Annotated in this window: 20 protein-coding genes; 8 read left to right on the plus strand and 12 right to left on the minus strand. The window is 59.2% G+C overall.

All coding sequences use genetic code 11. The features are described from left to right. Positions 1–150: 150 nt before the first annotated feature. On the minus strand, positions 151–840 hold the full coding sequence (aqpZ, locus tag U873_RS0131875) for an aquaporin Z (RefSeq protein ID WP_025132117.1): 690 nt from the start codon (positions 838–840) through the stop codon (positions 151–153). Positions 841–1,136: 296 nt separating this feature from the next. Further along, on the minus strand, positions 1,137–1,424 hold the full coding sequence (locus U873_RS0131880) for a hypothetical protein (RefSeq protein WP_025132118.1): 288 nt from the start codon (positions 1,422–1,424) through the stop codon (positions 1,137–1,139). A gap of 229 nt (positions 1,425–1,653) precedes the next feature. Between U873_RS0131880 and U873_RS0131885 the strand changes: the two genes are divergently transcribed. Further along, a complete protein-coding gene (locus U873_RS0131885) occupies positions 1,654–2,382 on the plus strand; it encodes a response regulator transcription factor (RefSeq protein WP_025132119.1) in 729 nt (242 codons plus the stop codon). A 17-nt stretch (positions 2,383–2,399) separates the two neighbouring features. On the opposite strand, the gene U873_RS0131890 is transcribed toward U873_RS0131885, so the two are convergent. From U873_RS0131890 to dnaA, 9 genes are all read right to left on the minus strand, one after another. Next, positions 2,400–2,720, minus strand: coding sequence for a hypothetical protein (locus U873_RS0131890; RefSeq protein WP_029978795.1), 321 nt, complete (start codon positions 2,718–2,720; stop codon positions 2,400–2,402). Positions 2,721–2,731: 11 nt separating this feature from the next. Continuing rightward, complete coding sequence (locus U873_RS0131895) at positions 2,732–3,073, minus strand: hypothetical protein (RefSeq protein WP_025132121.1); 342 nt, start codon at positions 3,071–3,073, stop codon at positions 2,732–2,734. Between the two features lie 23 nt (positions 3,074–3,096). Continuing rightward, on the minus strand, positions 3,097–3,582 hold the full coding sequence (locus U873_RS0131900; protein ID WP_025132122.1) for a DUF4265 domain-containing protein: 486 nt from the start codon (positions 3,580–3,582) through the stop codon (positions 3,097–3,099). A gap of 128 nt (positions 3,583–3,710) precedes the next feature. Then, positions 3,711–4,181, minus strand: coding sequence for a hypothetical protein (locus tag U873_RS34595; protein ID WP_043274763.1), 471 nt, complete (start codon positions 4,179–4,181; stop codon positions 3,711–3,713). 12 nt (positions 4,182–4,193) lie between these two features. Continuing rightward, a complete protein-coding gene (locus tag U873_RS0131910; protein WP_025132123.1) occupies positions 4,194–4,709 on the minus strand; it encodes an Imm21 family immunity protein in 516 nt (171 codons plus the stop codon). 114 nt (positions 4,710–4,823) lie between these two features. After that, the gene (gyrB, locus tag U873_RS0131915) at positions 4,824–7,241 is read right to left on the minus strand and encodes a DNA topoisomerase (ATP-hydrolyzing) subunit B (RefSeq protein WP_025132124.1); all 2,418 of its coding nucleotides are present in this window, start codon (positions 7,239–7,241) and stop codon (positions 4,824–4,826) included. A gap of 4 nt (positions 7,242–7,245) precedes the next feature. Continuing rightward, positions 7,246–8,349 carry a DNA replication/repair protein RecF gene (recF, locus tag U873_RS0131920; protein WP_025132125.1) on the minus strand — a complete coding sequence of 368 codons (1,104 nt, stop codon included), beginning with the start codon at positions 8,347–8,349 and terminating at the stop codon, positions 7,246–7,248. Positions 8,350–8,369: 20 nt separating this feature from the next. Further along, the gene (gene dnaN, locus U873_RS0131925; RefSeq protein ID WP_025132126.1) at positions 8,370–9,473 is read right to left on the minus strand and encodes a DNA polymerase III subunit beta; all 1,104 of its coding nucleotides are present in this window, start codon (positions 9,471–9,473) and stop codon (positions 8,370–8,372) included. A 38-nt stretch (positions 9,474–9,511) separates the two neighbouring features. Beyond that, entirely contained in the window at positions 9,512–11,050 is a 1,539-nt protein-coding gene (gene dnaA / locus U873_RS0131930; RefSeq protein WP_025132127.1) for a chromosomal replication initiator protein DnaA, read from the minus strand. A gap of 565 nt (positions 11,051–11,615) precedes the next feature. On the opposite strand from dnaA, the gene rpmH reads away from it, so the two are divergent. From rpmH to U873_RS0131950, 6 genes are all read left to right on the plus strand, one after another. Further along, positions 11,616–11,750, plus strand: coding sequence for a 50S ribosomal protein L34 (gene rpmH / locus U873_RS35605; RefSeq protein WP_003213577.1), 135 nt, complete (start codon positions 11,616–11,618; stop codon positions 11,748–11,750). A gap of 16 nt (positions 11,751–11,766) precedes the next feature. Next, complete coding sequence (gene rnpA, locus U873_RS35610) at positions 11,767–12,168, plus strand: ribonuclease P protein component (RefSeq protein ID WP_218188941.1); 402 nt, start codon at positions 11,767–11,769, stop codon at positions 12,166–12,168. Beyond that, a complete protein-coding gene (gene yidD / locus U873_RS35615; protein WP_003213574.1) occupies positions 12,161–12,406 on the plus strand; it encodes a membrane protein insertion efficiency factor YidD in 246 nt (81 codons plus the stop codon). Before rnpA ends, yidD begins: the two co-directional genes overlap by 8 nt. Positions 12,407–12,408: 2 nt before the next feature. Next, entirely contained in the window at positions 12,409–14,109 is a 1,701-nt protein-coding gene (gene yidC / locus U873_RS0131940; protein ID WP_025132129.1) for a membrane protein insertase YidC, read from the plus strand. Between the two features lie 79 nt (positions 14,110–14,188). Beyond that, positions 14,189–15,559: a tRNA uridine-5-carboxymethylaminomethyl(34) synthesis GTPase MnmE gene (gene mnmE / locus U873_RS0131945; protein ID WP_025132130.1), complete on the plus strand. Its 1,371-nt coding sequence runs from the start codon at positions 14,189–14,191 to the stop codon at positions 15,557–15,559. Between the two features lie 183 nt (positions 15,560–15,742). Continuing rightward, entirely contained in the window at positions 15,743–16,792 is a 1,050-nt protein-coding gene (locus U873_RS0131950) for a hypothetical protein (RefSeq protein WP_025132131.1), read from the plus strand. Between the two features lie 25 nt (positions 16,793–16,817). Here U873_RS0131950 and U873_RS0131955 read toward each other — a convergent pair whose 3' ends face one another. After that, entirely contained in the window at positions 16,818–17,651 is an 834-nt protein-coding gene (locus tag U873_RS0131955) for a GyrI-like domain-containing protein (protein WP_025132132.1), read from the minus strand. A gap of 343 nt (positions 17,652–17,994) precedes the next feature. On the opposite strand from U873_RS0131955, the gene U873_RS0131960 reads away from it, so the two are divergent. After that, positions 17,995–19,386 (plus strand): amino acid permease, encoded by a 1,392-nt coding sequence (locus U873_RS0131960; RefSeq protein WP_025132133.1) that lies wholly within the window; start codon positions 17,995–17,997, stop codon positions 19,384–19,386. Positions 19,387–19,412 lie beyond the last annotated feature (26 nt).

Here is a 19,412-nt window from a genome sequence, read left to right on the forward strand (position 1 = left end):
TTAGAACTACATTGTTGGCGTTCTGACCATACCTCTCTAGCGAGGTCGGTCCGCAGCGTTCATCCCTGCAGGAACAGCACAACCGCTCTCGAGCGGTCGTGCGTTCATTGCGTGATTCGCCGGCCCCGCACGAGGGGGGCCGGCCTTTCGTCAATCCCGCTCGCTGGCGATCAATCGATACGCCAGGGCGCCCAGGCTTGCACCCAGCAGCGGCGCAATCCAGAACAGCCACAACTGGGACACCGCCCACTCTCCGGCAAAAAATGCCACAGCGGTGCTGCGTGCCGGGTTGACCGAGGTATTGGTGACCGGAATGCTGATCAGGTGGATCAGGGTCAAGGTCAGGCCAATCGCAATCGGCGCAAAACCAGGAGCGGCACGCTTGGCGGTGGCCCCCAGAATGATCAGGAGAAACATGGCCGTCAGCACCACTTCACTCAACAGAGCGGCGAACATCGAGTAGCCACCCGGAGAATGCTCGCCATAACCGTTAGCGGCAAAACCTGCCGAAGCGTCGAAACCGGTCTTGCCCGAAGCGATCAGGAACAATACGCCACCAGCCGCCAGGCCGCCGAGAACCTGAGCGACGATGTAAGGCAGCAGCCGGTTGCCCGGAAAGCGCCCACCCAGCCACAGGCCTACCGAGACCGCCGGATTGAGGTGAGCACCGGAAATGGGTCCTACGGCATACGCCATGGTCAGTACGCTGAGGCCAAACGCCAGGGCGACGCCCAGGTAGCCAATGCCGAACTGTGGAACCCCTGCGGCCAGTACGGCACTGCCGCATCCTCCCAGCACCAACCAGAACGTACCGAAAAATTCCGCGCCGAATGTTTTCATCAGAAGCCTTCACACAAGTTTTGAATAAGAGGGGGTCTACTTCGCCGAGGATCAGCGGGGAGGGGGGAGACACATCCTTGTGTCGAGTATTACGTCCTGAGGAGGCACTCCTTGTCTTCCCCTGTACGGCAAACCAAAGCGAGCTTCGATCCACCACCGCCAAACCGGCGGATGACACTCCCTGTGTCGGAGCACTTCCGATTGCCCCTGTGTGCCACTCAGCGAGTGAGAATTTACCGGGAGCCAGGAGCCCGGTGTCGCTTTGCAATATTTGTTCAGAATTCTCAGTCCCAGGGTCAAAACACCCAGCGCTGCTGTTCCTGATACACAATCGGCGGTGCCGGTTGCGCAATGTTCGTAGGTGCGAAGCCTCGCGAATCGGCAAAGTCGACCTGGTTCACCGAAGGACTGAAATAGCGCTGGACCGGAAGGTCATAGTGAGAAACCTCCACGATGGCGATCTCCGTAGAGGAAGGTTCAAAGCTCAAGAACGCCGCAAGAGACAGGGTGACGAGTTTCGCCAAGTCCGCTCCTTCGGCACATTTTTTCCACCACACACCCACCGTCCCCGACATGTTGGCCATTGTCCTTTTCCTTGCTCGTTCGAGCCGGTATCGTCCCGCAATGAATGCAGCGCTGAATGGTGCTCCCAACAGCTACCGGCTATTTGATATCAGCGTACCGAGGGAGCAGGAGCCCTAGAGCAATTCGCCACAATTGTTCAGATTCAGGCCTGAGGCCTAAACTTCTCCTGACCCGATCAACACCGGCCACAACCTCGGGCGCTCCCCAAACAACAAGGAACTGCCTCGCATGCGTGTCGCGATACTGGATGACGAACCCGCTGAACTGGCGCGGGTGGAACAGACACTGCGAGAGATACCCGGCCCAGGTGAACAACCCTGGACCCTGCACAGCTTCGGACGGGGTGAGGACCTGTTGCGCCAATTGCGCCGAGAAACCTTCGACCTGCTGATCCTCGACTGGCAACTGCCGGATCTCAGCGGCCTGTCGCTGCTGCGCTGGACCCGCGAGCACATGGATTCGCCCCCCGCCGCCATCATGCTGACCAGCCGCGATGCCGAGAGCGATATCGTCCAGGCCCTGAACACCGGTGCCGATGACTACCTGAGCAAGCCGTTCCGGCCCAACGAGCTCAAGGCCCGGGTCAATGCGGTGCTGCGCCGCCATGGCCTGCAACGCAATCACGGTGAGGAAGTGCTGACCTTCAATGACCTGAGCTTCGACGATGCCGAGCTCACCGTCACCCGCGCCGGCGCCCCCATCAGCCTGACCGAGCGCGAGTACCGCCTGGCCCGCTGCCTGTTCGCCAACCTGGGCCGGCCACTGTCCCGGGAGTACCTGTACGAGCGGTTCTGGACCCACGAGGAAATCGTTTCGTCACGGCCCCTGGATACCCACATCTATCGACTGCGCAACAAGCTCGGGCTGACGGCGGATCGAGGCTGGCAGCTGCTGACGATCTACGGCTACGGCTACCGCCTGGAAAGTGTCGCGGCGCCTGAAGAGCAGGGCACCTGACGGCTAGCGGCTTGCTGTTATTCCGGGTCGCGCCAGACGTCTTCATAGCCGGCGCGGTCGATGATGAAACGCGTCCCGCTCGGCAGATACAGGTAATCGATCACCTGCGGCAACAGCTCGAGCAGATGCTCGGCGCACAGAGGCTGGTAGAAATCCACAGCGGTGGAATGTTCGCCGCAGTGGATAAACCAACTGACCGTGCCGTTCTCCGGCAACTCGACCCGGGTGCCATAGATGGGCGACTGCGCAAGGGAGCCGGTGGCCAGAGCAATCATCGGCTCCGGTGCCTGGGGAGCAAGGTCGTAGCGTTCACAGATAAGCTGCTGTCTTTCGTTCATGGGGCCAGCCATCAAGGGAAAATAGAGAGGGTCCTGCCCAGCGCAAAGACCTGTTCGAGTGCGACCTCGTCAGCGCCGTCACCGTCTTCGAAGCACCGGAAACGACGCCCCCGCAGTGCCGGCTCCAGGCACTGGTACAACGCCGTGGTACGAAACAGTAGCTCCATCCAGAGCGTATGGTCGCTCTCGCAGGTCAGGCGCAGGTCATAGTCAGCGCTGCTGCCCAGGCCAGGGTCCTTGAACTCGACCACCTGCTCTGCCGCCCGCACACAATCCGCACGGCTGCGCAGCCTGTCCATCACCTGCCGCACGTCCAGCGGCTCATCAAATACCAGGCGATATTCGTAGCTCATGCTCGTCTTCACTCCGTTCGCGGTCAGCTGTCCAGCCACCAATTGAGCAAGGTCTGGTCATCGGTGTCATCGAGGTTTTTATAGATGTTGGCGTAGTACCACTCGATGCCGGTGGTTTCGCGGAAGCGGTTGAAGAACAGGGCGATGGTGTCCATGCCGTTTCGCGCCGGCACCGACAATGTCAGGTTGCCCTTATGGCGCCCGTCGAGCATGCCGTCCAGTTCGGTCGCCACATCCGCCGCCAGGGCAACAATGTGCTCTTCAGGGATGTGATTCGAATAGATGTGGATGCAGAAGTTGCCGCCACGCTTGAGCACCACGGCGGGGGCCTGCGGGTCCTTGATCGAGATGATGTCGCCCTTGGCCAGGTTCAGCGTCAGCCCGGGGGAGTAGAGAATCTCGTAACTGTCCTCATCGATCCGCCGTACATGCAGCGGCTCATAGACCGGGCCGCGGCTGTTCTGCCCCGCAACCACCCGAATCGACATTTCCTGGTTTTCATCATCCATAACAAATTTCCGAGCGATTGCTGTTTTTACCAAGGGTGAAAAGGGCCGAGCCAGGCTCAGCCGCGTAGCGGGTCAACGCCTCGACAAACAGGTCTGGAAGCACGTGCTGTCGAGTTTTCCATCCCCTCTCACAAAGGCGCCGCCAGGGGCCTCACAAACTGTCCGTGAAAGAAGTTTTCCTCGAAGGAAAATATGACCTCTGCACTGCCCGGCATGACCAGGGCCGTATTCTCATCGGACGGATAGAAAAAGTCGTCCCAACATTTTATAAAAATATCCCTGGGCACCTGCGCTGCGCTGCATCTGCCCCAGAACAGCCAGAGCCATTCCTCACCCTCCAGGGCCTTGTGGAAAAACCTGGCGCCGTCAGCCCGACGCTTGAAATCCAGAGTGGTCGTTTCGCTGACCTGGAACGTCCCGGCGCTGAGGCGCATCAGGTGCGAAACCGGAATCCACTCATCCCATAGCGCCTGGGACTGCGCCTGCTGGTAGAAGCACAGACGCTGTTTGTCGCTATCGGACAACCCACAATCCCGAGCATTGAACCGCCAGGCAATGGGGTAGCGTTGCTCATCAAAAAGGTAATGCTGCCTATCCATGCATGCCAAACCTCAGTACGGACGGGCCCACTGGCGAGGCACTATCTGGTGGATCATCAGGGCGGTATCGAGCGTGGGCTGGTAGCGGAATGTCGATACATCACTGTGCGGCGACAGCAGTTGAAGCCGCAGACAAGCCTGTGGATCAAACCGCTCGACCCCATCAAACAGCACCAGCGCGTCGCTTGAGCAATCAATACTCAATCGCTCGATCGGGGTCAGTGCACCAAGCTCAAGCAACTCAAGCTGCGCCAGCACCTCGGCCTCAGATGGGGCGCACATCCATCGGATAACCAGCAAGGCATCGTCTGCTGTGGCAATCGCCGTGTCCAAAGGCTCGTCACCCAGGACAAGAATGTCGCCATCGTCCCCCTCTAGCCGGCCAGCATAGTCATCAATCTGACACGCCCGGTGGTAATCCGAGGGATCACCGTCGAGGCCACGCCACATAGTGGCCAAGCCTTCCCCCATCACCACCAAGGGGCCACCGGAACTGGACAGCCATGGAGAAATCTTGAATCGACTCATAGGCTCCTTGCCTTCCTGTTGAGCAGAACAGCTACCTGAAACACAGACAACGCCATGATGTCCGCGCAAAAAAAAGCCAACGCTAGGCGTTGGCTTTTGGGGTGTCGCTGCGGATCAGAAGTCCAGGTTGGACACCGCCAGGGCGTTGCTTTCGATGAAGTCGCGACGAGGCTCGACCGCATCACCCATCAGGGTGTTGAAGATCTGGTCGGCGCCAATGGCGTCTTCGATGGTCACCTTGAGCATGCGGCGCATGCTTGGGTCCATGGTGGTTTCCCACAGCTGGTCAGGGTTCATCTCGCCCAGACCTTTGTATCGCTGGATGGTGTGGCGCTTGGTGCTTTCGGCCATCAGCCAGTCCAGGGCTTCCTTGAACTCGGTGACCGCTTTCTTGCGCTCGCCACGCTGAACATAAGCGCCTTCGTCCAGCAGGGTGCTCAGTTGCGCGCCCAGGGAAACCACGGTCTTGTAGTCGTTGCTGCCGAAGAAGTCGCGGTTGAAGGTGACGTAGTTGGACAGGCCGTGGGAGATCAGCTCGACCTCTGGCAGCCAGACATTGCGTTCACGGTCTTCGCGCAGGCTGGCCTTGTAGACCAGGCCGGACTTCTCGGAAGTGCGCAGGCGGGCGTCGTACTTGGCCAGCCAATCCTGCATGGCGGCGTGATCGGACAGCTGCTCCAGGCTCACGGCCGGCAGGTAGATGAAGTGCTCGGTCAGCTCCTGAGGGTACAGGCGCGACAGACGCTTGAGGGTCTTCATCACCATGCGGAAGTCGTTGACCAGGGCTTCCAGCGCAGCGCCGGAGATACCCGGTGCTTCGTCGTTCAGGTGCAGGCTGGCATCTTCCAGAGCCGACTGGGTCATGTAGTCTTCCATGGCGTCGTCGTCTTTGATGTATTGCTCTTGCTTGCCTTTCTTGACCTTGTACAGCGGCGGCTGGGCGATGTAGATGTAGCCGCGCTCGATCAGCTCCGGCAACTGACGGAAGAAGAAGGTCAGCAGCAGGGTACGGATGTGCGAACCGTCGACGTCAGCATCGGTCATGATGATGATGTTGTGATAACGCAACTTGTCGATGTTGTACTCTTCGCGGCCGATGCCGCAGCCCAGCGCGGTGATCAAGGTGCCCACCTCTTGCGAGGAGATCATCTTGTCGAAGCGAGCCTTCTCGACGTTGAGGATCTTGCCCTTGAGCGGCAGGATCGCCTGGGTCTTGCGGTTGCGTCCCTGCTTGGCGGAGCCGCCAGCAGAGTCACCTTCCACCAGGTAGAGTTCGGAAAGGGCAGGGTCTTTTTCCTGGCAGTCCGCCAGTTTGCCCGGCAGGCCGGCGATATCCAGCGCGCCTTTACGACGGGTCATTTCCCGGGCCTTGCGCGCCGCTTCACGGGCACGTGCGGCGTCGATCATCTTGCCCACCACCAACTTGGCTTCGTTGGGGTTTTCCAGCAGGAAGTCGGAGAAGTACTTGCCCATTTCCTGTTCGACCGCGGTCTTCACTTCGGAAGACACCAGCTTGTCCTTGGTCTGGGAGCTGAACTTCGGATCCGGCACCTTCACCGAGATAATCGCGGTCAGGCCTTCACGGGCGTCATCACCGGTGGTGGCGACCTTGTGCTTCTTGGCCAGGCCTTCCTGCTCGATGTAGTTGTTCAGGTTACGGGTGAGGGCCGAACGGAAGCCCACCAAGTGGGTGCCGCCGTCACGCTGAGGAATGTTGTTGGTGAAGCACAACAGGTTCTCGTTGAAACTGTCGTTCCACTGCAGGGCGATTTCCACGCCGATGCCGTCTTCACGCTGGATGTTGAAGTGGAACACCTGGTTGACCGCGGTCTTGTTGGTGTTCAGGTATTCAACGAACGCCCGCAGGCCGCCTTCGTACTTGAACAGCTCCTCTTTGCCGCTGCGCTCATCCTTGAGGATGATGCCGACACCGGAGTTGAGGAACGACAGCTCACGAATCCGCTTGGCCAGGACGTCCCAGCTGAAGTGGATGTTCTTGAAGGTTTCCGCCGAAGGCTTGAAGTGGATCTGGGTACCGGTGGTTTCGCTGTCGCCAACGATCTTCATCCGCTCTTGCGGAACACCGTGGACGTAGGTCTGTTCCCAGATCTTGCCGCTGCGGCGCACCGTCAGGATCAGCTCTTCGGACAGCGCGTTCACCACCGACACACCTACGCCGTGCAGACCGCCGGAGACCTTGTAGGAGTTGTCGTCGAACTTACCGCCGGCGTGGAGCACGGTCATGATGACCTCTGCTGCCGAAACGCCTTCTTCTTTATGCACATCCACCGGGATGCCGCGACCGTTGTCGCGCACGGTGATGGATTCGTCCGGGTGGATGATGATGCTGATGTCGTCGCAATGGCCTGCCAGAGCTTCGTCGATCGAGTTATCGACCACCTCGAACACCATGTGGTGCAGACCGCTGCCGTCATCGGTGTCGCCAATGTACATACCGGGACGTTTGCGTACGGCATCCAAACCTTTCAGCACCTTGATGCTGGTCGAGTCGTACGTGTTTTCTTCGCTCATGCCTTCACTCCCGATGGTCGTGGGTCTGGGTGATACGGCCTTGTTCCACGTGGAACAAAGCAACTGGCGTTTCCGTCTGCCAGCCTTCCCTCAATAATTCGTGATCTACACAGGTGATGAACACCTGGCAGCGTAAGTCTTCCAACAAGCGACAAAGTGCGCGGCGGTGCTGCTCGTCCAGCTCGGACGGCAAGTCATCCACCAGATAAATACACTGACCGCGACGGGCCTGGCTCACCAGGTGCCCCTGGGCAATGCGCAAGGCACAGACCACCAACTTCTGCTGGCCACGGGACAAGATGTCCGCGGCGTTGTGTCCACCTAAGCGCAGACGCAAATCAGCACGTTGCGGGCCGGCCTGGGTATGACCCATTTGCTGATCACGGTGCAGGGCGGTCGCGAGGACTTCACTGAGTTCCCGTTCCTTGTCCCAACCACGGTAATAGCTAAGCGTCAGGCCCTCGAGCTCCAACAGTTCGCTCAAGGTCCGCTCAAAGACTGGTTTCAAGGCTTTGATGTAAGCGCGGCGGTATTCATCGATTTCAGCGCTGGCCTGACACAGTTCCCGGTCCCAGGCCGCTTGCGAAGCGGCGTCAAGTGTACCATGCCGCAGCCATGAGTTCCGCTGCCGCAGGGCCTTCTGCAAGCGCTGCCAGGTGGACATGAAGCGAGGTTCCACATGGAACACTCCCCAGTCGAGGAACTGGCGGCGGATCTTCGGAGCGCCTTCCAGCAGGCGGAAGCTGTCCGGGTTGATCAACTGCAGCGGCAAGATTTCGGCCAGTTGCGCCGCACTGCGGGCATTCTGACCGTCGATGCGGATCTGGAATTCCCCCTGGCGATCGCGAGATATCCCCAGGCTACTGTGCCCACCCTGGGCCAATTCCACCTGGCCGAACACCGTGCAGGCCAGCTGCTCGTACTGGATCACTGGCAACAGGCGGGCACTGCGAAACGAGCGGGCAAGCCCCAGCAAGTGGATGGCTTCCAGCACGCTGGTCTTGCCACTGCCGTTGGCGCCGTAGAGAAGGTTGATGCGGGGAGAGGGGGAGAAGGTCACCGGGTGCAGATTGCGCACCGCGGTGACCGAGACGCGACTGAGGGACATCTAGCTTCTGCTGAGCATGATTACAGGCGCATCGGCATGACAACGTAAGCCGAGTCGTCGTTGTCGGATTCCTGCACCAGCGCACTGCTGTTGGAGTCGGACAGGATCAGGCGCACCTGTTCGGTGGTCATCACCCCCAGCACGTCCAGCAGGTAGCTGACGTTGAAGCCGATTTCCAGCGAGCCGCCGTTGTATTCCACGCCCACTTCTTCTTCCGCTTCTTCCTGCTCCGGGTTGTTGGCCTGGATCTTCAACTGACCATTGGCCAGTTGCAGACGGATACCGCGGTACTTCTCGTTGGACAGGATCGCGGTACGGCTGAACGCTTCGCGCAGGGCCTGACGATCGCCCAGCACCAGCTTGTCACCGCCCTTGGGCAGTACGCGCTCGTAGTCCGGGAACTTGCCGTCGACCAGCTTGGAGGTGAAGGTGAACTCGCCGGTGGTGGCGCGGATGTGGTGCTGGCCCAGAACGATGCTGACGATGCCATCGGGCTCGGTGAGCAGGCGCGCCAGTTCCAGGATGCCTTTGCGCGGCACGATCACCTGATGGCGATCAGGCTGGCCGATATCGGCCTGCATCGAGCACATGGCCAGACGGTGACCGTCGGTAGCCACGGCGCGGATAATGCCGGCAGACACTTCCAGCAGCATGCCGTTGAGGTAGTAGCGCACGTCCTGCTGAGCCATGGCGAAGCTGGTGCGCTCAATCAGGCGGCGCAACCGGCTCTGCTCCAGCTGGCAGGTCAGCGAGCCCGGGCCTTCTTCCACAGTCGGGAAATCGTTGGCCGGCAGGGTCGACAGGGTGAAGCGGCTACGGCCAGCCTTCACCACCAGCTTCTGCTCGTCGACCTTGATATCGATCAGGGCGTCATTGGGCAGGCTCTTGCAGATGTCCATCAGCTTGCGCGCGGGAACGGTGATTTCCCCCGGCTCTGCGGGCTCTTCAAGTTGCACACGACCGACCAGCTCGACTTCCAGGTCGGTACCGGTCAGCGACAGTTGCTGGCCTTCGACAACCAGCAGCACGTTGGAAAGTACCGGCAAGGTCTGACGGCGTTCGACGACGCCGGCGACCAGTTGCAGGGGTTTCAACAGGGCTTCGCGTTGAATGGTGAAATGCATGGTCTAGTCCCTTGCCTTAATAAGCTGCGTTGGAATCATCAAGTGGTCAGAGTACGCAGCAGGTTCTTGTAGTCCTCGCGGATGTCCGCGTCGGATTCCTTAAGTTCATTGATCTTGCGGCAGGCGTGCAGGACCGTGGTGTGGTCGCGGCCGCCGAACACATCGCCGATTTCCGGCAGGCTGTGGTTGGTCAGTTCCTTGGACAGGGCCATGGCCACCTGGCGCGGACGAGCCACCGAACGCGAACGGCGCTTGGACAACAGATCGGAGATCTTGATCTTGTAGTACTCGGCGACGGTGCGCTGAATGTTATCCACAGAGACCAGCTTGTCCTGCAAGGCCAGCAGGTCCTTCAGGGATTCGCGAATCAACTCGATGGTGATGTCGCGGCCCATGAAGTGCGAGTGGGCGATGACCCGCTTGAGCGCACCTTCCAGTTCACGGACGTTGGAGCGAATGCGCTGGGCAATGAAGAACGCTGCGTCGTGGGGCAGATCGACCTTGGCCTGGTCGGCCTTCTTCATCAGGATCGCCACCCGGGTTTCCAGTTCCGGCGGCTCGACCGCCACCGTCAGGCCCCAACCGAAGCGGGACTTGAGGCGTTCTTCCAGGCCTTCGATCTCCTTCGGGTAACGGTCACTGGTGAGAATCACCTGCTGACCGCCTTCAAGAAGGGCGTTGAAGGTGTGGAAAAACTCTTCCTGGGAACGCTCCTTGCGGGCGAAGAACTGGATATCGTCGATCAGCAAGGCATCGACCGAACGATAGAAGCGTTTGAATTCATTGATCGCGTTGAGCTGCAACGCCTTGACCATGTCCGCCACAAAACGCTCGGAATGCAGGTACACGACCTTGGCATTCGGGTTCTTCTTTAACAGGTGGTTACCCACAGCGTGCATCAAGTGGGTCTTACCCAGGCCGACGCCGCCATAAAGGAAGAGCGGGTTGTAACCGTGCTTGGGGTTGTCCGCCACCTGCCAGGCCGCAGCGCGGGCTAGTTGGTTGGACTTGCCCTCGACGAAGTTTTCGAAGGTGAAGGTCCGGTTCAGGTAGCTGGTGTGCTTGAGCGCGCCTTCCACCTGCACAGTGCGTTGCTCTGCACGTACCGGAGCCTGTTGCGAGCTGGCGCCCGCCATCGGGTCGAAGCTGTCACGAGAGGGCTCTTCACTGATCTCGGCATTCTTCTGCGCTGCCGCTTTCTTGGCGGGCGCGGCGGAAGGGGCCGGTGTCGGTGCGGGGGCGGCCGGCGCTGCATTGGCCGCGGCGGCCTGCAGGGCTTGAGAAGCCGCCGCGGCCAGCGGGGCATTCGGAGCGGCGCGAGGCGCCGAACTGCGTTTGCTGCCTATTAATAAGGAAAGCGCTGGTGCCATACCGTTGCCGTGCTCATCCAGTAGCTCGAGCACACGCCCCAGGTATTTTTCATTGACCCAATCGAGAACAAAACGATTCGGTGCGTAAACACGCAACTCGTCGCCTTCGGCTTCGACCTGTAGCGGACGGATCCAAGTGTTGAATTGCTGGGCAGGCAGCTCATCACGCAGAAGCTCCACGCACTGCTGCCAAAGTTCCACTGACACGGATATCCCCTAAGTTGAAAGCCGGTGAGGCAAAAACAAGCGGCCATTGTAGCGATCAGCCGTCCACTTATCCACATGTAGCGTGACCTCAGAGCACTAAGAATCAACGCCTTACCCCGAATAAACACGACCAATGGTATGTGCATAAGCTCTGTGGATAACCACGCTTGAGGTCATTGCACAACTCGGGGCGAAACTCTGTGGGTAACTCGCCTGTGGATAACAACACTTTCCACACACAGGTTTTCCGAGGGTGCAGCACAGGCAGGACACCGCTTCTCAACCGTGTTGTCATTCTCTGTACAGCACGAGCTACAAGGGCTAAAGGTAGTTATCCACAGAGGATGGCGTCCCTAGCCTTTATAAGCTTTACAGAAAAGCTTTAAATACTTTCCTTCTTTATTTTTATATTTGGCTGTCCCTGGTTCACAAGCCCGACCTGGACATACATAGATAAAGGAAAAGCTGGTTGGAAATTGACCTAGAGGCTTGCTTTCTCTAGAATCGCCGATCTCTTAAAACGGGGGCCATTCCGGCCCGTTGTGGACGAACCAGGTAACACGACATGAAACGTACTTTCCAACCAAGCACTATCAAACGCGCTCGTACCCACGGTTTCCGTGCTCGCATGGCTACCAAGAACGGTCGCGCCGTCCTGTCGCGTCGTCGCGCCAAAGGTCGTGCGCGTCTGGCAGTTTGATAATCCGGCACTGGAGGTGAGTCAGGACTTCAGTCGGGAAAAGCGTCTGCTTACCCCCCGGCACTTCAAGGCGGTCTTTGACTCCCCTACCGGCAAGGTTCCGGGGAAAAATCTCCTGCTCCTTGCGCGCAACAACGACCTCGATCATCCCCGTCTGGGGCTTGTGATCGGGAAAAAGAGCGTAAAACTCTCCGTTGAGCGCAATCGCCTCAAGCGTCTGATGCGCGAATCGTTTCGCCTCCACCAGGAGTCTCTGGTCGGATGGGACATCGTTATCGTCGCGCGCAAAGGTTTGGGCGATGTAGAAAACCCCGAATTGATTCAGCATTTCGGCAAACTCTGGAAACGTCTGGCACGCAACAAGCCGGAACCAGCGGTGAAATCCGAAACTGTAGGGGTAGACAGTCCTGATGCGTAAACTGGCCCTCGTTCCGATCCAGTTTTATCGCTATGCCATTAGTCCTCTGATGGCCAATCACTGTCGTTTCTACCCCAGTTGTTCCTGCTACGCGTTGGAAGCCATCGAAAATCATGGCCTTCTGCGCGGTGGCTGGCTGACCTTTCGTCGTTTAGGTCGCTGTCATCCGTGGAATCCCGGTGGTTATGACCCGGTTCCACCTATCCCTACCTCCCGTTCTTCTTCGATGGCCGAGTAATCATGGATATCAAACGCACGATCCTGATCGTCGCCCTGGCAATCGTGTCCTACGTCATGGTTCTTAAATGGAACCAGGATTATGGCCAAGCTGCCCTGCCGACTCAGAATGTTGCTTCCAGCACGACCACTCCGGGCTTGCCGGATACGCCAACTGGCACTCCTGCTGCCAACGACGACATCCCGCGTGCAGCCAGTGATACAACTGCACCTGCCGAAGCACCGGTAGCTGTCAGCAAAGATCTCATTCAGATCAAAACGGACGTGCTTGACCTGGCTGTCGATCCACAAGGTGGGGATATCGCGCAACTGCGCCTGCCACTGTATCCACGTCGTCAGGACCACCCGGAAATTCCCTTCCAGCTGTTCGACAACGGCAACGAACGGACTTATCTGGCGCAAAGCGGCCTGATTGGCAGCAACGGCCCGGATGCCAACCCGGCTGGTCGTCCTGTCTACTCCTCGGAGAAGAAAAGTTATCAACTGGCTGACGGTCAGGACCAACTGGTGGTCGACCTGAAGTTCAGCAAGGACGGCGTCAACTACATCAAGCGCTTCACCCTGAAGCGTGGCCTGTATGACATCACCGTTTCCTACCTGATCGACAACGAAAGCGCTCAACCTTGGACCGGTGCGATGTTCGCCCAGCTCAAGCGCGACGCCAGTTCCGATCCGTCCTCCAGCACCGCCACCGGCACCGCGACTTACCTGGGCGCCGCCCTGTGGACAAGTTCCGAGCCGTACAAAAAAGTGTCCATGAAAGACATGGACAAGGTGAACGAGGACAAATCCAAGGCCCCGATCACTGAAAACGTTCAGGGTGGCTGGGTCGCCTGGCTGCAGCACTACTTCGTGACTGCCTGGATTCCGCCAAAGGGCGAGAACAACCAGGTACTGGCGCGCAAGGACAGCAAAGGCAACTACATCATCGGCTACACCGGTCCTTCGCTGACCGTTGCTCCGGGTGCCAAGGCTGAAACCAGTGCCATTCTCTACGCCGGTCCGAAAAGCCAGGCGGTGCTGAAAGAGTTGTCCCCAGGTCTGGAACTGACCGTGGACTACGGTTTCCTGTGGTTCATTGCCCAGCCGATCTTCTGGCTGCTGCAACATATCCACAGCCTGGTAGGTAACTGGGGCTGGTCGATCATTTTCCTGACCATGCTGATCAAGGGGATCTTCTTCCCACTGTCGGCCGCCAGCTACAAGTCCATGGCACGTATGCGTGCAGTGGCACCGAAACTGGCCGCGCTGAAGGAAAAATTCGGCGACGATCGTCAGAAAATGTCCCAGGCGATGATGGAGCTGTACAAGAAAGAGAAGATCAATCCGCTGGGTGGCTGCTTGCCGATCCTGGTGCAGATGCCGGTCTTCCTGTCCTTGTACTGGGTGCTCCTGGAAAGCGTGGAAATGCGCCAGGCACCGTTCATGCTGTGGATTACCGACCTGTCGATCAAGGATCCGTTCTTCATCCTGCCGATCATCATGGGCGCCACCATGTTCATCCAGCAGCAGTTGAACCCGACGCCGCCGGATCCGATGCAGGCCAAGGTGATGAAAATGATGCCTATCATCTTCACCTTCTTCTTCCTCTGGTTCCCTGCTGGTTTGGTGCTGTACTGGGTAGTCAACAACTGCCTGTCGATCGCCCAACAGTGGTACATCACTCGTAAGATCGAAGCGGCTACCAAGAAAGAAGCTGCCTGACCTACGCTGTGGATAACCACACAAGACGCCCCCTAGTGGGGCGTTTTGCTATCTGTCACTTTTGTCTGGATTTGCGGTTATGACTATTCCTCGTGAAACCATCGCTGCCATTGCTACCGCCCAAGGTCGCGGTGGCGTGGGCATCGTACGGATTTCCGGGCCCCTGGCGGGCATGGCCGCCAAGGCCATCAGTGGTCGCGAATTGAAGCCGCGATTCGCTCATTACGGCCCCTTTGTGGGTGAGCAGGGAGAGGTTCTGGATGAAGGCATTGCCTTGTATTTCCCGGGGCCGAACTCCTTCACCGGCGAAGATGTACTGGAGCTCCAGGGGCACGGCGGTCCCGTTGTCCTAGACATGCTGCTGCAGCGTTGCCTCGGCCTGGGTTGTCGCCTGGCCCGACCAGGGGAATTCAGCGAACGCGCGTTTCTCAACGACAAGCTCGACCTGGCCCAGGCCGAAGCCATCGCTGACCTGATCGAGGCCAGTTCTGCACAAGCTGCGCGCAATGCCCTGCGTTCGCTGCAAGGCGCGTTTTCCCAACGTGTGCATAACTTGACCGAGCAACTGATCGCCCTGCGGATCTATGTCGAAGCGGCCATCGATTTCCCCGAGGAGGAAATCGACTTCCTCGCCGATGGCCACGTGCTGACCATGCTCGATGCGGTTCGCGATGAGTTATCCACAGTACTGCGGGAAGCCGGGCAGGGGGCCTTGCTTCGTGACGGCATGACCGTGGTGATCGCCGGGCGCCCGAACGCTGGCAAATCCAGCCTGCTCAATGCCCTGGCCGGGCGCGAGGCTGCCATCGTTACCGATATCGCCGGCACTACCCGGGATATTCTGCGCGAACATATCCACATCGACGGCATGCCCTTGCACGTAGTGGATACCGCCGGATTGCGGGATACCGAGGATCAAGTGGAAAAGATTGGCGTCGAACGTGCGCTCAAGGCTATTCGCGAGGCTGATCGGGTACTGCTGGTGGTGGATGCCACGGCTGCCGAGGCAGCAGATCCCTTCGCCCTGTGGCCGGAGTTTCTCGAGCAGCGCCCGGATCCGGCCAAGGTCACCCTGATCCGCAACAAGGCCGACCTCACGGGCGAACCCATAGCCCTGGAAACCTGTGACGACGGCCATGTCACCATCAGCCTCAGTGCCATGTCGGCCGACACCGGGCTGGAGTTGCTGCGCGATCACCTGAAAGCCTGCATGGGGTACGAACAAACCTCTGAAAGCAGCTTCAGTGCTCGCCGCAGGCACTTGGAAGCCTTGCGCTATGCCAGCGCCGCGCTGGAGCATGGCCGCGCGCAACTGACCCTGGCGGGGGCGGGCGAACTGCTGGCCGAGGATCTGCGTCAGGCCCAGCAGTCCCTGGGGGAAATCACTGGAGCCTTCAGCTCCGACGATCTGCTGGGGCGTATTTTCTCCAGCTTCTGCATCGGCAAATGACTTTTCAAAGCGTCCTGCAAGCGCGGCAATGCCGCGCGACCAGCTGAACCACGGTCCTGGCGCTGCAGGACATGTCTGCCCATTCCGCCGAGCGGAAGCCCCCACGCGTGGGTATCGCGATCCGACCTCGATTCAGTAGCATGTGGGCTCAATTATCCACTCCCCCTGATCAAGGATCGATCTATGACCTTGCCACGACTTCGATTTGCCTTGCCCACCCTGGCCCTATCGCTTGCCCTGTCGGGGTGCGCGCCCAATCAGTTCATGAGCGCTGAAGGCACCCGGGATGATCCACGCTATTCGCAGTTGCTGGACCTGATCGATGAAGCACTCAAATCGGATATGGCCGTGGTGTTGGTGGCTGATCTGACACCGCACCCCAAGCTGGGAGATGCAATGGCCATGACCCAGTACACCACCCGGGTCATCTGGATGAACGAAGCGGCACCGCAGGTGACCTTCAGCCGCGGCTTCCAGAATAATTCGCTGCAAAAGGACACCAAGACGGTCTACCTGTTCCAGTCGTTCGAAGTTCATGTCTTGCCACCGGGCAAGTACTTGCTGACTGGCGGTGATGATTACCGGTTGAATGCCCAGCTCGACCAGGTCGGTGCCAAGAATGGCGCGATCGGCTCGGGGCGCGGTGCCAACGGCACCTCCTATCTGTCGCCGGAACTCTATCGAGAGTTCTACAAGCAGACCAACTGGCATGACGCCAGCTACCTGACAGAGACCAAGACCCGCACGGTCTGCACTGCCGTGCACATGGCTTCGGGGGCCTGTGTAAGCCAGGGGGAGCAACAATACAACGACACCAGGCAGACCGGGGCAGCGGGCTATCGTGAAGATACGCAGTACCGCGATATCCCCGCGATCAAGGTGCAGTCGCGCATTCCCCCCAAGCAGGCATTGGCCAGCTTTACCCTCAAAGGCGGCCAGTTGGTGCTGAGCCAGCGCATGCACCTGAAAACTCCCAGCTACAAGTACCAGCAGTCCGGGTGCCGAGCGGTCGAACCCAAGATGATCGAGTGTCCTTTGGAGAACATGACTGTCTATACCCGCCCGGCGCCAATGGAGTTTTCGCAGAAGTTCATCGCCCAGCGCAAGAACCTCAGCGCGCAACACCAGCAGATGCTGTCCAGGCTTGAACCCATGCAGATTACGCCGCTGGGCAAGCAAGGCCTGGAAGACCCGGTCTGGGGCGTCCCGGTGTCCTTGCGTGCGGGCAAATAAGCCACCACCTGCTAGTGCGCTCTACTTACCCCAGCGGCAAATAGATCCGCGTTTGCAACTGCGCCGGCGGGGTACTGCGCGGGTCGTTCACATACTGTTCGAACATCGGAAAGTTCGCCGGTATCAAGCCGCTGCCGGGCAACCATTCGGAGAACATCCAACTGTAGGCTTTGCCCATCTCGTTGTAGGGGCCGGTATAGCTCAGGATCGCATAGCGTCCTTCGGGGATGTCGAACCTTTCCAGGTCTTCCCCCAGGTGGGCATCCGGATCGACCGATAGGCCAGCCAGTGAACGCTGTTGCGCCGGCGGCACCTGTTCGGGATCGTCGAAGTACACGCCAAAACCACAGGCATCCGGCTGGGCAAGGTCCCGGCTGGCTGCCAGCATGAAGAGCCGGGTGAACACCGGGCCGATCTCCTGATAGCTGCCGCGGTGGGGCAATGTTGCCAGGGTGACGCCGGGGAAGGTTTCTAGAGTGATGGGGTACATACCTGACTCCTCGGGAGCGAAAGGGCGGGAACGGGTTTCGCGATAGCGGCCGGGGGGCAACCCGAACGTAGCGGCAAATGCCCGGTTGAAGGCGGCGCTCGATTCGTACCCGGCCCGCGAAGCCACCTCATGCACTGCCTCCTGCGACCCGGCCAATGCCACCGCTGCCTGGTGCATGCGGATACGTTGCACCGAGGCATTCACGGTCTCTCCCAGCATCGCTCGGTAGATACGGTGAAAGTGATAGGGCGACATGCAGGCCAGATCCGCCAGTTGGTACAGATCCGGATCGCAGTGAGGGTGGCTGGCCAGCCACCGCAGGACCGGTTCCATGCGTTGGGCGTAGTGGATTCGCGTTGCGGGTTTCATGGGGGCCTCCTTGGCGGTCCACTGTATGAGGGGGCGATTTGCAGATTTTGCGATTTTAGCCCCTCTCTCCGAGCCGGATCATCGGTGCCCATCGGCGTTACCTTTGTCCCCCTTTCCTGGTAGGGCTCGGTTGCGTAACACTCAAATTGCCAGGATTGGCTCATTTAGCCGCATTACTTGGCGTCTTCGCCTTCATTTCTGCGTTATTTACCGGACTTCCCCAGGTGGTTCCCAATTTGCATCGAGACCTGGTGTACAGGTTCGTACATCCGAAGAAATCGAGTCGGCAACAGAGCCGATGGCCATCGATTTCTCTCAGGTCCCATGCATTCAAGGAACAGTCATGGCTAACGCAAGCACCGCTCTACATCGCGGCCTGAGCACTCGGCACATCCGTTTCATCGCCCTGGGCTCGGCCATCGGAACAGGTCTGTTTTATGGTTCAGCGGCAGCCATTCAGCGAGCCGGGCCGTCGGTACTGCTGGCCTATCTGATCGGTGGCGCCGCGATATACCTGACCATGCGTGCCCTGGGCGAGATGGCGGTGAAGAACCCGGTGTCCGGATCATTCAGCCATTACGCCAGCCAGTACCTGGGCCGTTTTGCCGGCTTTCTTACCGGCTGGAGCTACGCCTTCTCGATGTTGATGGTGTGCCTGGCAGATGTCACCGCCTTCGGCATCTACATGGGATTCTGGTTTCCCGATACCCCACGCTGGATCTGGGTTCTGGGCATAGTCCTGGGCATCGGTGCGCTGAACCTGTGCAGTGTGCGGGTCTTCGGCGAGATGGAATTCTGGCTGTCCCTGCTCAAGGTCGGGGCAATCATTGCGATGATCGCCGGCGGCTTTACCCTGTTGTTTTTCGGAATCCAGCTGGGGCAGGGCACGGAAACCGCCAGCCTGAGCAACCTGTGGATGCATGGCGGCTTCTTCCCCAATGGCCTCGAGGGCATGATCGCGTCCTTCACCGTGGTCATGTTCGCCTTCGGCGGCATCGAAGTGATCGGCATCACTGCGGGAGAGGCCAAGGATCCGCAGCGCATGATCCCTAAGGCGATCAATTCGGTACCGCTGCGCATCCTGATTTTCTACGTCCTGACCTTGCTGGTGTTGTTGACCCTGTTTCCCTGGTCTGGAATCGGTAGCCAGGGCAGCCCCTTCGTTCAGATATTCAGTGGCCTGGGGATAAGTTCGGCGGCCAGTGTGTTGAACCTGGTGGTGATTTCCGCAGTGATCTCTGCCATCAACAGCGATATTTTCAGCGCCGGGAGGATGCTGTACGGCATGGCTTCCATTGGCCAGGCCCCGCAGGCTTTCGCCAGGACCACCGAGTCCGGGGTGCCGTGGATGACGGTTCTGGTGATGTCCGGGGCATTGTTGCTGGGGGTCCTGCTCAATTACCTGGTACCGCAAGAATTGTTCCTGATCTTTGCTTCGATGGTGACCTTTTCGGTGGTCTGGGTCTGGCTGATGATCCTGCTTTCGCAAATGGCCATGCGCCGTGGGCTGAGTCCGGATGAGATCGCGGCCTTGCACTTTCCCGTGCCTTTTGGTGCTGCGGGCCAGATCTGCGCGGTGCTTTTCATGTTGTTCATCTTCGTTGTGCTCGGCACATTCCCCGAAACCCGCCTGGCACTCTATGTCGGGGGAGGCTGGCTGTTGCTGCTGTCGCTGGCCTACTGGATCTGGATCCGGCCCGGCCGGATGGCCGCCGAGGAAATCACCTTGAATTGAGTGGCAATCGTCGCACCTGGCAACAA

Source organism: Pseudomonas sp. PH1b (assembly GCF_000633395.1).
In the GTDB taxonomy this organism is placed as follows: Bacteria; Pseudomonadota; Gammaproteobacteria; order Pseudomonadales; family Pseudomonadaceae; genus Aquipseudomonas.

Bases quoted from the DNA above. Each gene is read 5' to 3' on its own strand.
- U873_RS0131960 (WP_025132133.1), top strand. From the start codon at position 17,995: ATGGCTAACGCAAGCACCGCTCTACATCGCGGCCTGAGCACTCGGCAC.
- mnmE (WP_025132130.1), top strand. From the start codon at position 14,189: ATGACTATTCCTCGTGAAACCATCGCTGCCATTGCTACCGCCCAAGGT.
- U873_RS0131890 (WP_029978795.1), bottom strand. From the start codon at position 2,720: ATGAACGAAAGACAGCAGCTTATCTGTGAACGCTACGACCTTGCTCCC.
- gyrB (WP_025132124.1), bottom strand. From the start codon at position 7,241: ATGAGCGAAGAAAACACGTACGACTCGACCAGCATCAAGGTGCTGAAA.
- U873_RS0131955 (WP_025132132.1), bottom strand. From the start codon at position 17,651: ATGAAACCCGCAACGCGAATCCACTACGCCCAACGCATGGAACCGGTC.
- yidC (WP_025132129.1), top strand. From the start codon at position 12,409: ATGGATATCAAACGCACGATCCTGATCGTCGCCCTGGCAATCGTGTCC.
- U873_RS0131895 (WP_025132121.1), bottom strand. From the start codon at position 3,073: ATGAGCTACGAATATCGCCTGGTATTTGATGAGCCGCTGGACGTGCGG.
- recF (WP_025132125.1), bottom strand. From the start codon at position 8,349: ATGTCCCTCAGTCGCGTCTCGGTCACCGCGGTGCGCAATCTGCACCCG.
- U873_RS0131910 (WP_025132123.1), bottom strand. From the start codon at position 4,709: ATGAGTCGATTCAAGATTTCTCCATGGCTGTCCAGTTCCGGTGGCCCC.
- U873_RS0131885 (WP_025132119.1), top strand. From the start codon at position 1,654: ATGCGTGTCGCGATACTGGATGACGAACCCGCTGAACTGGCGCGGGTG.
- aqpZ (WP_025132117.1), bottom strand. From the start codon at position 840: ATGAAAACATTCGGCGCGGAATTTTTCGGTACGTTCTGGTTGGTGCTG.
- U873_RS34595 (WP_043274763.1), bottom strand. From the start codon at position 4,181: ATGGATAGGCAGCATTACCTTTTTGATGAGCAACGCTACCCCATTGCC.
- yidD (WP_003213574.1), top strand. From the start codon at position 12,161: ATGCGTAAACTGGCCCTCGTTCCGATCCAGTTTTATCGCTATGCCATT.
- dnaN (WP_025132126.1), bottom strand. From the start codon at position 9,473: ATGCATTTCACCATTCAACGCGAAGCCCTGTTGAAACCCCTGCAACTG.
- rpmH (WP_003213577.1), top strand. From the start codon at position 11,616: ATGAAACGTACTTTCCAACCAAGCACTATCAAACGCGCTCGTACCCAC.
- U873_RS0131880 (WP_025132118.1), bottom strand. From the start codon at position 1,424: ATGGCCAACATGTCGGGGACGGTGGGTGTGTGGTGGAAAAAATGTGCC.
- U873_RS0131900 (WP_025132122.1), bottom strand. From the start codon at position 3,582: ATGGATGATGAAAACCAGGAAATGTCGATTCGGGTGGTTGCGGGGCAG.
- U873_RS0131950 (WP_025132131.1), top strand. From the start codon at position 15,743: ATGACCTTGCCACGACTTCGATTTGCCTTGCCCACCCTGGCCCTATCG.